The 14,214-nt window shown below is 44.9% G+C and carries 8 protein-coding genes; 3 read left to right on the plus strand and 5 right to left on the minus strand.

What is annotated here, in order from left to right:
• Nucleotides 1-171: 171 nt before the first annotated feature.
• On the plus strand, nt 172-1,959 hold the full coding sequence (locus V7Q33_RS01565; protein ID WP_331983306.1) for an ABC transporter ATP-binding protein: 1,788 nt from the start codon (nt 172-174) through the stop codon (nt 1,957-1,959).
• A gap of 41 nt (nt 1,960-2,000) precedes the next feature.
• Here V7Q33_RS01565 and V7Q33_RS01570 read toward each other — a convergent pair whose 3' ends face one another.
• The 5 genes from V7Q33_RS01570 to V7Q33_RS01590 form a co-directional block, all read right to left on the minus strand.
• Complete coding sequence (locus V7Q33_RS01570; RefSeq protein WP_331983304.1) at nt 2,001-2,582, minus strand: hypothetical protein; 582 nt, start codon at nt 2,580-2,582, stop codon at nt 2,001-2,003.
• 14 nt (nt 2,583-2,596) lie between these two features.
• Nucleotides 2,597-3,340: a hypothetical protein gene (locus tag V7Q33_RS01575; RefSeq protein ID WP_333818685.1), complete on the minus strand. Its 744-nt coding sequence runs from the start codon at nt 3,338-3,340 to the stop codon at nt 2,597-2,599.
• A gap of 57 nt (nt 3,341-3,397) precedes the next feature.
• Complete coding sequence (locus V7Q33_RS01580) at nt 3,398-5,170, minus strand: ABC transporter ATP-binding protein (protein ID WP_331978653.1); 1,773 nt, start codon at nt 5,168-5,170, stop codon at nt 3,398-3,400.
• Between the two features lie 99 nt (nt 5,171-5,269).
• Nucleotides 5,270-6,511: a M16 family metallopeptidase gene (locus V7Q33_RS01585; RefSeq protein ID WP_333818686.1), complete on the minus strand. Its 1,242-nt coding sequence runs from the start codon at nt 6,509-6,511 to the stop codon at nt 5,270-5,272.
• 54 nt (nt 6,512-6,565) lie between these two features.
• Nucleotides 6,566-9,559, minus strand: a complete 2,994-nt coding sequence (locus tag V7Q33_RS01590; RefSeq protein WP_331978656.1) for a sensor histidine kinase — start codon at nt 9,557-9,559, stop codon at nt 6,566-6,568.
• A 160-nt stretch (nt 9,560-9,719) separates the two neighbouring features.
• On the opposite strand from V7Q33_RS01590, the gene V7Q33_RS01595 reads away from it, so the two are divergent.
• Nucleotides 9,720-11,699 carry an alpha-ketoacid dehydrogenase subunit alpha/beta gene (locus V7Q33_RS01595; RefSeq protein ID WP_333818687.1) on the plus strand — a complete coding sequence of 660 codons (1,980 nt, stop codon included), beginning with the start codon at nt 9,720-9,722 and terminating at the stop codon, nt 11,697-11,699.
• Between the two features lie 100 nt (nt 11,700-11,799).
• On the plus strand, nt 11,800-14,211 hold the full coding sequence (locus tag V7Q33_RS01600) for a hypothetical protein (RefSeq protein WP_333818688.1): 2,412 nt from the start codon (nt 11,800-11,802) through the stop codon (nt 14,209-14,211).
• Nucleotides 14,212-14,214 lie beyond the last annotated feature (3 nt).

Below are 14,214 nucleotides of genomic sequence, written 5' to 3' on the forward strand. Positions count from 1 at the left end.
TAGTTTTGTCAGTATTCATTCCTATAGGCCGGTTAAATGCGTACTGACAAACAGCACAGCAGGCTATGAATGATCCTCGCGATAAAACGAACAAGCCAGCAAATTCTAAAGAATTCACGCGAACTATTGAAAGGATATTTCGTTTTACCGTGAGCCACCAAATTTTTCTGCATGCGCGAACTGAAATATCTTAACAAATATCTTTTCAAGTACAAGTGGCATCTGATTCTCGGAACAGTCTTTGTCATTGTCTCCAACATTTTTCAAATTATACCTGCACAATTGGTGCGCGATTCCATTGACCTGGTGGTAGATAACATCCGGCTGTATAAATCGCTGGAAGGAACCGGTGTACAGCAAAACTTTTTCAAGGTTTTTGCCTTTGGCATTCTGATCTATGCCGGCCTTATTCTGGTAATGGCTTTTCTGCGTGGCATATTTCTATACTTTGTTCGCCAAACACTTATCGTAATGTCGCGACTGATTGAGTACGACTTGAAGAATGAAGTGTTTGAGCACTACCAGACGCTGCCGCTTAGTTTCTATCGAAGAAATAACACGGGCGATCTGATGAACCGCATTTCTGAAGATGTGAGCCGCGTGCGTATGTACCTCGGGCCTGCCATTATGTATGGGCTTACACTCATCACACTGTTCCTGATGTTAATACCGATTATGTTTAGCATCAGTGTAAAGCTTACCTGGTATGCCTTGAGCCCGCTGCCATTCTTGTCGCTCAGTATCTTTTTGGTAAATAACATTATTGAAAAGCGCTCAGAAGAAATTCAGCGTCATCAGTCACGACTGTCTACGTTTGTGCAGGAAGCCTTCAGTGGTATACGTGTACTCAAATCATTTAATCGCGAAGAAGAGTCTATCGGGAAATTTGAGAAGGCAACGGATGATTACAGACGTCAGTCGCTGAAGCTTACCAGTATGCAATCACTTTTCTTCCCCATTATCATGGCGCTGGTTGGTATCAGCACGATTCTTACAGTATATGCCGGCAGTATGGAGGTGATCAACGGCAATCTTACCTTTGGAAATATAGCGGAGTTTATTATCTACGTAAACTTGCTTACCTGGCCGGTAACATCACTCGGCTGGACGAGCAGTCTTGTGCAGCGCGCAGAGGCATCGCAGAAAAGGATAAACGAATTTCTGCGCACGCAAACCAATATAGTATCTGAGAAAGAACTCGTAAATGAAATACGAGGTAAAGTTGAATTCAGAAAAGTAACGTTTACCTATCCGGATACCGGTATCAAGGCGTTGAAGAATGTTTCGTTCGTCATTAACCCCGGAGAATCGCTGGCTATTATTGGTACTACGGGCTCTGGAAAAAGTACGGTATCAAATCTTGTATCACGTTTGTATGATGTACGCGAAGGCGAGATATTGATCGATGATGTTCCGATCACGCATTATAACCTCACTTCATTGCGAAGCCAGATTGGTTATGTTCCACAAGACGTATTTCTCTTTAGTGACACCATCTTCAATAATATAGCTTTCGGCATAAAAGACCCGGATGAAGGCAAAGTGTTACAAGCTGCTAAAGACGCAGATGTATATCACAACATCATCGAGTTTCCACAAGGATTTGATACACGCGTTGGCGAGCGTGGTATAACGCTTTCCGGAGGACAAAAGCAACGCGTGTCTATCGCGCGCGCCATTGTGCGTGAGCCGAAGATATTAATGCTCGATGACGCTCTTTCTGCTGTGGATACGAAGACGGAGAACAACATTCTCACCAGCATGCGCCGGATCATGCAGGGAAGAACCACGATCATTATCTCCCACCGCGTGTCATCGGCGAAACTTGCCAATAAAATTATTGTATTGATTGATGGAAGTATAGCGGAAGAAGGAACGCACGAATCCTTGATCGCACAAAACGGCTTGTACAAAGAGCTCTATGAGAAACAGGTTCAGTTAGATGAAGAAGAAGCTTAAGTCACCTTCTTCTTCATTAAAACGAATATATAGTGAGATACTTAAAATCTATAGCGGGCACCCGTGCCGGCAAACAGCCGGAATGTAAACCGGTCTACGAACTCGAGTTGTAAACTGGTTTCTGCAAACAGCGATAGGGGTAAATCTTCAAACGTATATTCCACTCCGAATATGCCTTCCGGACCAAAGTCAACATCGGTGCGCTTGTCGTGCAGGTATTCGTTGTTGTTGGCGGGGTTGAAATACCAGTAATCTACTTTGGCAAATTTGAGCATTGCTCCCGCACCCCAATACCATTGAAATTTACCGTCCACATCGGTTACATCAAGATCATAATGAAAGAGCATCCGTGCCTGCATATATACCGAACTGGATACATTTACAGCATTGTAGTTGTATTTATCATAACGGCTCATGTGCTTGAAGGAATTTTTATAGTAACGGTTGTCCATATTGTTTGGTGTAGTGCCCAAACCAAACTCCACCGCTTTAAAATCGGAGAGAAAGCGCTTGTAGGTAATTCCTGTGGGCAGACCAAGGCGTAAACCTATACCTTGCTGTTGCGCATGTGCGCTTGCAGCTACGATGATCAGGAGGGAAATCAACGCAACGTGTTTGTTCATGTTTTTATAATGGGTTAGAAAATATACCGAAGACCAACGCCGCCTTCTGTGCGGCTCCAGCCGGGATCAAGCTGTACGTCTGTAAAGTATTCAAGTTCCATGAAGGCAGAGATCGGCAATTGAAAGTAAGAGTACTCTATACCGATTACGCCCTGCGGGCCTTGCGTAAAACGCGACACAGTAAAATTTCCAATCTGGTTATTGCTATTGGGACTTGGATTGTCGGGCTCGTCATAAACATAATCATATCGTAATTTGGAGTACTTCCACTCCCATCCGGCTCCCACATAAAACTGTAGGCCTGGAGAAATTACCTTGGCATCGAAATGATAGAGGAGCTTTATTTCCCCTATGAAATCGGACTTTACGGTATGCGTTAGGTAACGTACTTGCGCTCCCTGCGAAAGTGTATCGCGCTGATACGTATTGAATGTCTGGCGGAAATAACGATTATATAATCCACTGGCAGGCTTACCCACATCAGCAGCGATAGCAAAATTCTTGTTAGGATAATATTTATAAGTGAGTGCAAAAGGATCGCCCATCTTTATGCCCAAACCATGATAAGGATACTTACTCTTATCAAAAACAGGGCACACAATCTTGGCTTTATTCCCGCGAACACGTGTGGCATTGTGGTTGAACCGCTCGCGGGTATACATACTTTTACCGCCATTGTTCATACGTGATCGCTGGGCAAACACACATGCACTTAGCAAGCAAAAAAATAAGAATACCGTTGTTTTTTGTACAAGCATTACGGCAAATATAAGCCTTTTGCCGTGCTCGCCTAAAACCCCGGAACGAAAGCAGCATCAAACAAACTCCTTATACTGCATTTTATGGAGCTGGGCGTAATAACCATCCTGCAGCAGCAGCTCTTCGTGCCTTCCTACTTCTTTGATCTCGCCGTGATCGAGCACAATGATCTTGTCAGCTTTTTGAATAGTAGATAGCCGGTGTGCAATTACAATGGAAGTTCTGCCGCTCATCATTTTCACAATGGCTTGCTGAATCATCTCTTCGGTTTCGGTATCTACCGATGATGTTGCCTCATCCAATACCAGTATTTTCGGGTTGAATACCATGGCACGGATAAAGGAGATAAGCTGTCGTTGCCCTACCGATAAGGTGGCACCACGCTCCATCACATTGTAAGAAAGTTTCCCCGGCAAGCGGTCAATAAATTTACGTGCCCCTACCAGGTCGGCAGCGTGCCAGACCATGTCTTCCGTTACATCCGGGTTGCCCAGCGTGATGTTGTTAAGAATAGTGTCTGAGAATAAGAACACATCCTGTAATACTACGCCAATGTTTTTGCGCAATGTGCCGAGCTCATATTGCTTCAGGTCTATATGATCGATCCTGATAGAGCCTTTATTGATCTCGTAGAAGCGATTGAGAAGATTGATAATAGAAGATTTACCGGCACCTGTTGCCCCTACCAGGGCGATGGTTTCACCGGGCTTGATATGGAAGTTAATATCTTTTAATACAAAGTCGGGCTCGTTATAGGCAAACCACACATGTTCAAATTGCACATCGCCGGCAATGTGCCCGGGTATATGGTTGCCGTTTTCCTGCACATGCTCCTTTTCATCGAGCAGGTTCATAATACGCGATGAGCTTACAATACCCATTTGTAAGGTATTGTAACGATCGGCAATCATGCGGATTGGCCGGAAGAACATTTGCACATACATGATGAAGGCGATAAGCTTACCAATGGTAATGCCTGTTTCCTGGTAATGTATAATTCCTTTGGCTCCATACCACACGAGCAGCCCTATACCGGCGGCAGCGATGATCTCTGCCACAGGGTAGTAAATGGAATAGTATAGAACAGAGCGCAGGTTTGATTGCTTGTGCTCGCTGTTAATCTCCTTGAATTTTTCAAACTCTCTTTTTTCACTACCAAAGATCTGTACGATGTTCATGCCGGTAATATGCTCCTGCACAAACGTATTGAGGTTCGATACCGCGTTACGCACTTCATTGAAAGCAACCTTGATTTTTTCTTTGAAGATATATGTGCTGATAAGAAGTAACGGAAGCGTTGATAAACTCAACAGGGCCAAACGCCAGTCTTCATAGAACATGAACCCGAGAATAAAAATGATTTGCAACAGATCGCCCGCCATGGCAGCAAGACCTTCGCTGAAAACATCAGACAGTGTTTCTACATCGGAGATCGTGCGTGTTACCAGGCGACCGATGGGAGTTTTATCGAAGAACTTTAATCGCAAGTGAACAATGTGCTGGTATAGACGAAGACGTATGTCGCGGATTACCTGTTGCCCGAGCCAGCCGGAAAGATACGTGTGTACATACTGCGCAATGGAATTGATAACGAGCAGAATCATGAGCACCCACATCATCCATATCATAGATTGATAATCTCCGCGAGCTACATCATGATCCAATGTATATTGGATCAGAATAGGCCTTGTGGGGGCGAGAATGCCAAGCACTACCGTGAGGAAAATTACCAGTACAAAGCGCCCCTTGTAAGGCATTACAAATTTCATAAGCCGGTTCAGCACCGACCAGTCTATGATATTTCCGCTGCTTACCTTTTCTTTCTCCACGGTGGTTGGGTCATTAAGTCACGTGACTTTGGGGGTGAACGTTGAACTGAAACAACTTGTTCGACCCTTGAGGTAGATTTTTTGAAGTTCAGTATCTTTTTAACCCACAGAAGCTTTATAGTATAACACACTCGCATTACTTTCCTGCAGCACGTCTGTAGCCACACGCTGAATGTCGGCTACCGTTACAGCTGTTAATTTTTCTGCCTCGCGATTTACCAGATCAGCATCGCCCGAAAGTTTGGAGAAAGCAAGGTTCATCGCGCGATTCATTACCTCCATTTCACCAAACTCTAATGTGGACTCTGCTTGATTCTTCACCTTTTCCAGTTCGTCAAAAGTTACACCGTTGGCAACCACTTCATCCAGTATAGCATTTACTTCCTTCTCGGCATCCTGCAGCGATACACCTTCTTTTACGCGGCCACTTACTACCAGTAGACCAGGATCAATCGTGCCCATTACAAAAGACGAAATGGAAGTAAAGATTTCCTTTTCTTTTATCAACTGCTGGTATAGTCTGCTTGATTGTCCGCGGCTTAATACATCGCTCAACAGATCAATCGCATAGTAGTCGTTATGAAAGCGACCCGGCATATGCCATGCTTTATAGAATGCATCGGCCGGTACTTTTGCTTCTACCTGGGCAAAACGCTTTTGTGCTTGCTTGTTTTCTTTCGGAAGATTTCGCGGCTTGAGTTTTCCGGCAGGTATAGGACCAAACCATTTTTCGGCAAGTGTTTTTACCTGGTTAAAAGTAACGTGACCTGCCACAACCAGTATAGCATTGTTGGGTACATAATGACTGAAGAAAAAATTCTTCACATCGTCCATGGTGGCATCTTCAATGTGTGCGATCTCCTTGCCAATCGTTGCCCATTGATACGGGTGTTGCTGATAAGCCAGCGGGCGCAGCTTTAACCAAACATCTCCATAAGGCTGATTCAAATAGCGTTGCTTGAATTCTTCTATAACAACTTTGCGTTGTACTTCCAGCACTTTCGGATCGAAAGAAAGACTTAACATGCGATCGCTCTCCAGCCAGAAACCTGTTTCAAGATTGGCCGCTGGTAACGTCAGATAATAATTTGTGATGTCGGTATTGGTGAAAGCGTTATTCTCACCACCCACGCGCTGCAGCGGTTCATCATAGCTGGGTATGTTAACCGAACCTCCAAACATGAGATGCTCGAAGAGATGCGCGAATCCGGTTTTATCCGGATGCTCATCGCGTGAACCAACATCGTATAAAATATTCATTACAGCGATCTGCACGGTAGGATCTTCGTGTACAATTACGCGCAGGCCGTTCTCCAAAGTAAATTCCTGAAAGTTTATCATGTGACGCCAAAAATAACAAGATCAAACGATTTGATGACGATAAATAAATTGCCCTTATTCCGACACCTCTTGAACCGGCAGTGAGATTGTAAATACCGTGCCTTCTCCTAACACCGAAGTGGCTTGTACTGTTCCGCCCAGTTTGGCAACCGACTCTTTCAAAATATACAAGCCTAATCCTGAGCCTTGTGCATCTTCGTTGGCACGATAGAACATATCAAAGATGTGAGCGAGATGCTCATTTCCAATACCAATACCGTTGTCTTCTATGGTAATCACGTATTGTTTCTCCGATTTCTCCAGCGATATGCATACAAAAGGCTTTCGATCGCCACCCGTCCAATAGAACTTGATAGCGTTGGAGATAAGGTTGTTGAGAATGATCTTTAACCGGGTTACATCAGACACCATTTCGGTAGCCGCGCGATCATTGATCATAAACAATATTTTGTTATAGCTGGGAGCATATTGATGGTCGAGCAACAGGTTCTGAACAAATTCCCGGAACGAAAATTTTTCGAGTTTGACGGGCATGCGTGAGTTGCGCGAATAGCTCACCACTTCTTCAATAAATTCTTCCAGCTTGCGTACACTGCTCTCCATCATTGACAAATACGTCTCATGGCTTTCAATGGATTTATCCATGCGTGCTACCATAATAAGACCAAGAATGGATTTTAACGGAGCACTTAAATCGTGAGAGGCACTGTATACAAACCGGTCAAGCTCAGAATTGCGCTGCATTAATTCTTCATTGGCGCGTTGCAGATCATGTGTACGTTCAGTAACAAGCTGTTGCAGGTAAAAACGCCTCTTCTTCATGAAATAAGAGCTGATCGAGAATGTAACCCAAATAATGAACAGGGCAATGAGTATAGCACCGAATATAAATTTATCGCTAAGCCAATACGGTTGCCCTATAGATATAGCAAGCGATGTAACTTCACTCCACCCCAGACCAGTATTTTTCCGTGCACGCACATGGAGTGTGTGCTTCCCGAATGAGAGGTTGGATAGACTTAGCTCAGAAGATTCGAACGTATGCCATGTAGCTTCACTATCAATGCGGTACTGCATGGTAATCTTATTCTCCGGAAAGGTGATCGGAGAAAACTCCAGATTGATGAATGATCCATAGGGTGCATCGAGACCATCAACATATTCTTTACGTTTGCCATTTACCTGCGCACTTACGCAATACGGTTTTAACGTAGGCTTGTTACCCATGATGGATTGTACAGAAGAAGCAAGTCCGAACGAAGTTCCTACCCAGATACGTTTTTCGTGGTCAACATGTATACCTCGTGCGGTTATGGTGTTGGATGGCAGACCAGCATTTTCATTGTATAGCCAATACTCACCTGTAGTAATGTTGTAGCGGATAAGCCCGAACGAATTGGAAAAGAGTATATTTCGATCGTCCATAACTTCCACAGAGCTTACTGAAACATAAGTAAGCGGACTTCCGAGATCAATTCTGCGAATGGTTTGATGATCATAGCGAAGCAATCCTTCAGTGGATGCAATCCAAAGCACATCGTTTTGAACGGCCAGATCGCTGATGCTGAAATCGGATATAACTTTAAAGTGTACAGGAAGGCTTATATTCTTGAATTCATGAGAGCCATTTTCCTTCAAAAACAAATAGGCATCTACACCACTGGAGGCAACATATATACCGCGCGATCCTTCGCGCACCAGGTTTATTTCACTCTGGCTTCCCAGGGGTATTTTATAGCGCTCAATTTGCAAATCGTTATTGATAACTTTTAGTGTAGGGCTTCGTGCCTGCCCCAGCCATACGTTATCGTGAGAGTCCAGAAAAATGTCGTGAACAAAATTTCCTTCCTGTGAAAAATCCCACCGCTTCTGCACTGCACCATTTTTAAAAAGAAGTATGTCAAAAGCAGAACTTGCCCACAGACCTCGTTTACCAAACTGTAGCGATTGAAAATAGTTGTCTTTGTTATTGTATATAACTTTTGCTTCCCAATTGCGCCCATCCTTTAATGGGTGCAGTTGTATTAAGGTTTCCTTGTAACAATAATATACGGACTTTGTTTCGGGGTCATCTGCTATATCTTCAATAAAGTGTGCTTCCGAATTAAGATCGGGCACGGTGAATTGATTTTTCTGCGCAATCACCAGACCTTTATCAGAAGCAATCCACAAATCTCCTTCCTCACTGAAATAAGCACTGTTTACACTATTGAAATTAAACAACAATGCTTCTACCGGTGCTGAGGCACTATCGGGCCTTACGTGGTATACATCCTGCCCAAACGTACTGATCCATAGACTTGAATCTGCAGCCATCAGTAAATGGGAAGCATTCATAATGGGAAACGCACGCTGTAGCTGCTGCAGTTCTCCTGATTGAAATGTAGCCCTGTATATGCCTTCTTCTGATGCTATCCATAAGACACCATTATTATAAATCACATGACTTATCGACGCAGGGAGCGATGACTTCAATTGCAGGAAACTGCGTGTAGACCGATCGTAACGATATACTTTTCCCTGATACGATATAGTATAGAGCTGGCCTTCATTATCTTCAAAAAAACTGAACGACCTGACAAATACGGGCGAACGGTTTGCCATACCAAAATCGTAGCGATTGAACGTTTTACCGTTATAGGCCAGTATAGATTGCGACTCCCCGAGCCAGATCAAACCTTCTTTGTCTTCATAAATAGACTTGGCATACCAAAGCGTTGTATCTGTGAGGGTGCGCGCTCCGCGGATTAGTTTTTTGAAGAAGACGGTATCGATCCGGTTTTGTATTTCGATCAGGTCAAGGTCGCCAAAGGCCAGCAAGCGCCCGTCATGGGTTTTGAGAAATCCTTTGGTGTACTGACTAAGAAAAGCGTTTTTATACGTGTGAAAGTGAAGCCCATCGTATTTTACCAGACCATCATCGGTGGCTATCCAGAAAAAACCCAGCGAGTCTTGTGCAACAGCTTTAATAACATCGCTGGGCAAGCCATTCTCAACTCTGTATTCATGAAAACGAAACTCCTGCCCATGGATAGTAATAGTCGCCAACAAGCACCCGATAATCAATAGGCAGTACCTCATCACTTAAATCATGAACGCTAAAGATAACAGAGTTTTTGTAGTGTAAGTATTTGGGTGCATTAAGAATTCAATATCAGATTGGAAGTGAAAAACTCGTTTAACTTTGCCTGGCTCATTGACCCGAATTATGAAGTTTGACCGGAAAAATAACACAAACGATCAGTTAAAGAAACTGTACGAATCTCTTCTGTTTCCACGTATGATCGAAGAAAAGATGCTCATCCTGCTTCGACAGAATCGAATCTCGAAATGGTTTAGCGGCATCGGACAGGAAGCAATTTCAGTTGGGATTACACAGGCTCTTTATAAAGACGAATATATCTTGCCCATGCACCGCAACCTTGGTGTGTTTACAGGAAGAGATATGCCTTTCGAAAGACTTTTTGCCCAATGGCAAGGCACTATGATGGGCTATACCAAAGGAAGAGATCGCTCCTTTCACTTTGGCACCAACGAGCATCACATTGTAGGTATGATCTCGCATCTTGGTCCGCAAAATGGTGTGGCCGATGGTATAGCACTTGCCTCCAAACTGAAAGGTGAAAAGAAAGTAACGGTTGTGTTTAATGGTGATGGCGGTACCAGTGAAGGCGATTTTCATGAAGGCATCAACGTAGCAGCGGTGTGGGACTTGCCGGTAATTTTTGTGATTGAGAACAATGGCTATGGATTGTCTACCCCAAGTAGTGAACAATTTCGTTGCAAGCAATTTATTGATAAAGCCATTGGCTATGGTATAGAAGGTGTACAAGTGGATGGCAACAATATTCTGGAAGTATACAATACGGTATTGTCGCTGGCAGAACAGATTCGTAATAACCCACGGCCCGTCTTGTTGGAATGTATAACGTTCCGCATGCGGGGTCATGAAGAAGCTTCAGGTACTAAATATGTACCGAAGGAATTGATGGAAACCTGGGCCAGTAAAGATCCGGTAGAGAACTATGAAAAGTATTTGCTGGATGAAAAGGTCATCGATCAGATATATATCGACAGCACCCGCAAGGAAATTAAAAAGAAAATTGAAGATGGTCTGGAGATCGCATTCCAGGAAACGCATCCCATAGCGGATACAGCACTGGAAGAGAAGGATGTATACGCGCCCTTTACACAGGTAGTGATTGCACCATCATCTGAAAAAAAATCAGAGAAACGATTTATCGATGCCATTAGCGATGGTCTGCGGCAGAGCATGGAGCGTTTTGATAACCTCGTGCTAATGGGCCAGGATATTGCCGAATATGGTGGTGTATTTAAAATCACAGAAGGCTTTGTTGAAAAATTTGGGAAAGCACGGGTACGCAATACTCCGTTGTGCGAAGCCGCTATAGTAGGTACCAGTCTCGGCTTATCGGTAAAAGGCATGAAAGCGATGGTTGAAATGCAGTTTGCTGATTTTGTTACTGAAGGATTCAACCAGATCGTTAACAACCTGGCAAAGACACATTGGCGTTGGGGCCAGGCAGCGGATGTAGTGGTGCGTATGCCTACCGGAGCAGGCACAGCGGCAGGGCCATTTCACTCCCAAAGCAACGAAGCATGGTTCTTCCACACACCTGGACTAAAAATCGTATACCCTTCTAATCCTTACGATGCAAAAGGTTTGTTGTGCGCAGCACTGGAAGACCCTAATCCGGTAATGTACTTTGAGCACAAGCTGATGTATCGTTCTCTGAAAGACACTATACCGGATGATTACTATACGGTGGAGATCGGCAAAGCAAAAATAATTCGCGAAGGTTCCGATCTGTCAATCATTACCTATGGTATGGGCGTTCATTGGGCAACAGAAATACTGGATACAATGCCCAATGTAAATGCAACGTTGCTGGATCTGCGTACATTATTGCCATGGGATCATGAAGCAATACTGGACGCAGTAAAGAAAACAAACCGTGTGTTGATCTTGCATGAAGATACATTAACAGGAGGTGTCGGAGCGGAGATCGCTGCCTGGATAAGCGAGCATGCCTTTCAATACCTCGATGCACCAGTTATGCGCGAAGCCAGCCTGGACACGGCCATTCCCTTTGCACCAACTCTGGAAACGAATTTTTTACCCAAAATCAGATTAAAGAAAAAGATCGAATCGCTGCTGGAATATTGACGGTTCAGTGCAGCTATAAAGAGCCAATAAAACGCTTTGTCGAACGTTCTGGATCAGGGATTTAATTTTTACTTATCTTAGCCTGTTTCTTTTCCATTTTTTGAACGCAAGAACACACAATAGCAACAGCATTTTTTCAACAGCCATCAAGTCGGCAGGACTTATCGTTATTCTTTTTCTGCTGGCACTTCCGGCCATGGCCCAGAACACGAAAGGTGACAGACCTCAATCTTCAGGAGGAGGCGGTACCAGACGCGAAAGCCGTTTCAAACTTTTCAAGAAGAAGAATAAAGGATCTAAGGGACCAGGCTACAGCCGGGCTCAATCCAGAGGACCGTCACGGGCGAGTAGTGCACGTAAGCCATCGAAGACAAAACCGGGTAAGCCTATCGGCGGACGCCTGCCGCGTACTGCTTCCAAGCCTGGCAAACAGCGAGCCTGGCGTGGTGATATTACCGGAAGACGCATCCGTACTAAAAACACAGAGAGTGCCGGTAGCGCCCGAAATGTATACCCACAGAGTGGCCGCTATGTAAACCACAGCTCTACAAGTGAACGTGGCACGAGGCAGAATACAAGGTCACAAGCACCGGTTCGCGTACGAAGTGTGTCGGGTAAAATGAAGAAAGTATATCCGCAGAGCGGGCAGTTTGTACATAATCCATCAAAAAATCCCCATGAGGGTTCTCCGCCCGGAAAAAAAAGAAAAGTAGTGCGCTCCGCCTCCCGGTCATTTATAGCGCGGAAGAGCACAAACATTTACGCCAACTTTCCACGTCCCAAGCATAAACCTGAAAGAGCGTACGTTGGCGATATAGCAGGGCGAAAACTGCGCACTAAAAATTATGAATCGCCAAGACCCGGCCTGAGTGCTCCCGGATTTAAACCGTATGCAGGCAGGAAGCGGGTGGGCGAGCGCCCTTATCGTGGTCCGGCAGCAGGCAGCTACCGTTCAGCCACACGCACCAAACCACAGGCGTGGATCGGCGATGTTTCCGGAAGAAGAATAAGAGGCCGAAATTATACCTCTAAGAAACGGGTAGAAGGTGTACCCATGCTTGGTTCAAGACCTCGGTCGGCTACCCGCACGGGTATGCGTTCGGGTGCGCTTCCACACAAAGTTCCAGGTAGAGGCTTTTTCAGTTTGCGGAAATATCAATCACAGGCCAGAGGAAGAAGACCTTTACAGGGCGGAGGCAGCGTAAGTGGCAAGCTCTGGAACAACCAGCAATCGGCTATACCAGTTCGTGTACCGAAGTCAAATGCGATGGTCGGTTATTCAGGTAGAATAAAATCGGGCAGACCGTTGAAGGGAGGAGGCAGTGTAAGTGGCAAGCTTTGGAATAACAGGCAATCTGCTATCCCTGTTCGTGTACCCAAATCAAATGCAATGGTGGGTTATTCGGGCAGAATAAAATCGGGCAGACCGCTGAAAGGCGGAGGCAGTGTAAGTGGCAAGCTTTGGAACAATAAGCAGTCCGCTATTCCTGTTCGCGTACCCAAATCAAATGCAATGGTAGGTTACTCAGGCAGAATAAAGGCTGGCAGACCTCTAAAAGGTGGTGGAAGTGTAAGCGGCAGAATATGGAATAACAATGGCAGTGCTATCCCTGTTCGCGTTCCTAAATCGGATGCCATAGGCAAATATAGCGGTAACATGAAAGGAGGTCGCCCCTTGAAAGGTGGCGGTAGTGTGAGTGGAAAATTATGGAACAATAATGAGTCTGCTGTTCCTGGAAAACTCCCTCCAACATCGGCACAGAAGATCAATGGCTATCCGGGGAAAATGAAGAGATTTTCTGCTCAGCCCGGATTCTCAGATCAGGGTGAAGAATTTACAGGCTACATCAGACGGCCCCGGTTGTGGAAAGACTATATCAAAAATCCAAAGTCGCACGAAGAAGCCTTGAAAAAGAAAAGACCGAAAAGCCCTGTGTATGCGGTAGATGGTTATCAGATAGCAGTGCGCACACGCAAGTATGTGAAGAACGAGAACGCTGCCGAAGATGCAACACCCAAACTGAAACCAACACGCGCAACGCATCAGGTAGGCGAACTCCAGATTCGGGTAAAACAGCCGGCTCATGGTAAGAAAAAGAATGCTCCCGAAGATGCTCTGCCGGGTTTAACACCAACCAAAGAAACCATAAAGGCAAGCCAATACGCAAAAGGTGTGCGCCGCACGTGGCGTTATATTCACAATCAGAGCAGTGCAGAAGAGGCCATGAAGGTGCGCGAACCCGGAAAAGCCTTTGCGCGCGCTACCGATTACCAAGGCAACATCAAAATGCAAAAGTTCAGGCTCTTTGAGAAGAACCGGGCACTACATCCGGATGCAAAGTTTGTAAAGCTCAACAAGAACAATGTAGATGGAGAACGTGATCTGCTCACGAACTTTAAGCTATGGTGGGCGCGTTTATTCAAGAAAGAAGAAACACAACCGGATCATCTCAAAGACAAGGGGCATAAGCCTCGTTATGATAAAGGTGAACAGGGACTGTGGTATGATTAACAA

Source organism: Ohtaekwangia sp. (genome assembly GCF_036786105.1).
In the GTDB taxonomy this organism is placed as follows: Bacteria; Bacteroidota; Bacteroidia; order Cytophagales; family Cyclobacteriaceae; genus Ohtaekwangia.

What these genes read in the sequence shown, in the direction of transcription:
- V7Q33_RS01565 (WP_331983306.1), top strand. Translation starts at nt 172, where the DNA reads ATGCGCGAACTGAAATATCTTAACAAATATCTTTTCAAGTACAAGTGG.
- V7Q33_RS01570 (WP_331983304.1), bottom strand. Translation starts at nt 2,582, where the DNA reads ATGAACAAACACGTTGCGTTGATTTCCCTCCTGATCATCGTAGCTGCA.
- V7Q33_RS01575 (WP_333818685.1), bottom strand. Translation starts at nt 3,340, where the DNA reads ATGCTTGTACAAAAAACAACGGTATTCTTATTTTTTTGCTTGCTAAGT.
- V7Q33_RS01585 (WP_333818686.1), bottom strand. Translation starts at nt 6,511, where the DNA reads ATGATAAACTTTCAGGAATTTACTTTGGAGAACGGCCTGCGCGTAATT.
- V7Q33_RS01595 (WP_333818687.1), top strand. Translation starts at nt 9,720, where the DNA reads ATGAAGTTTGACCGGAAAAATAACACAAACGATCAGTTAAAGAAACTG.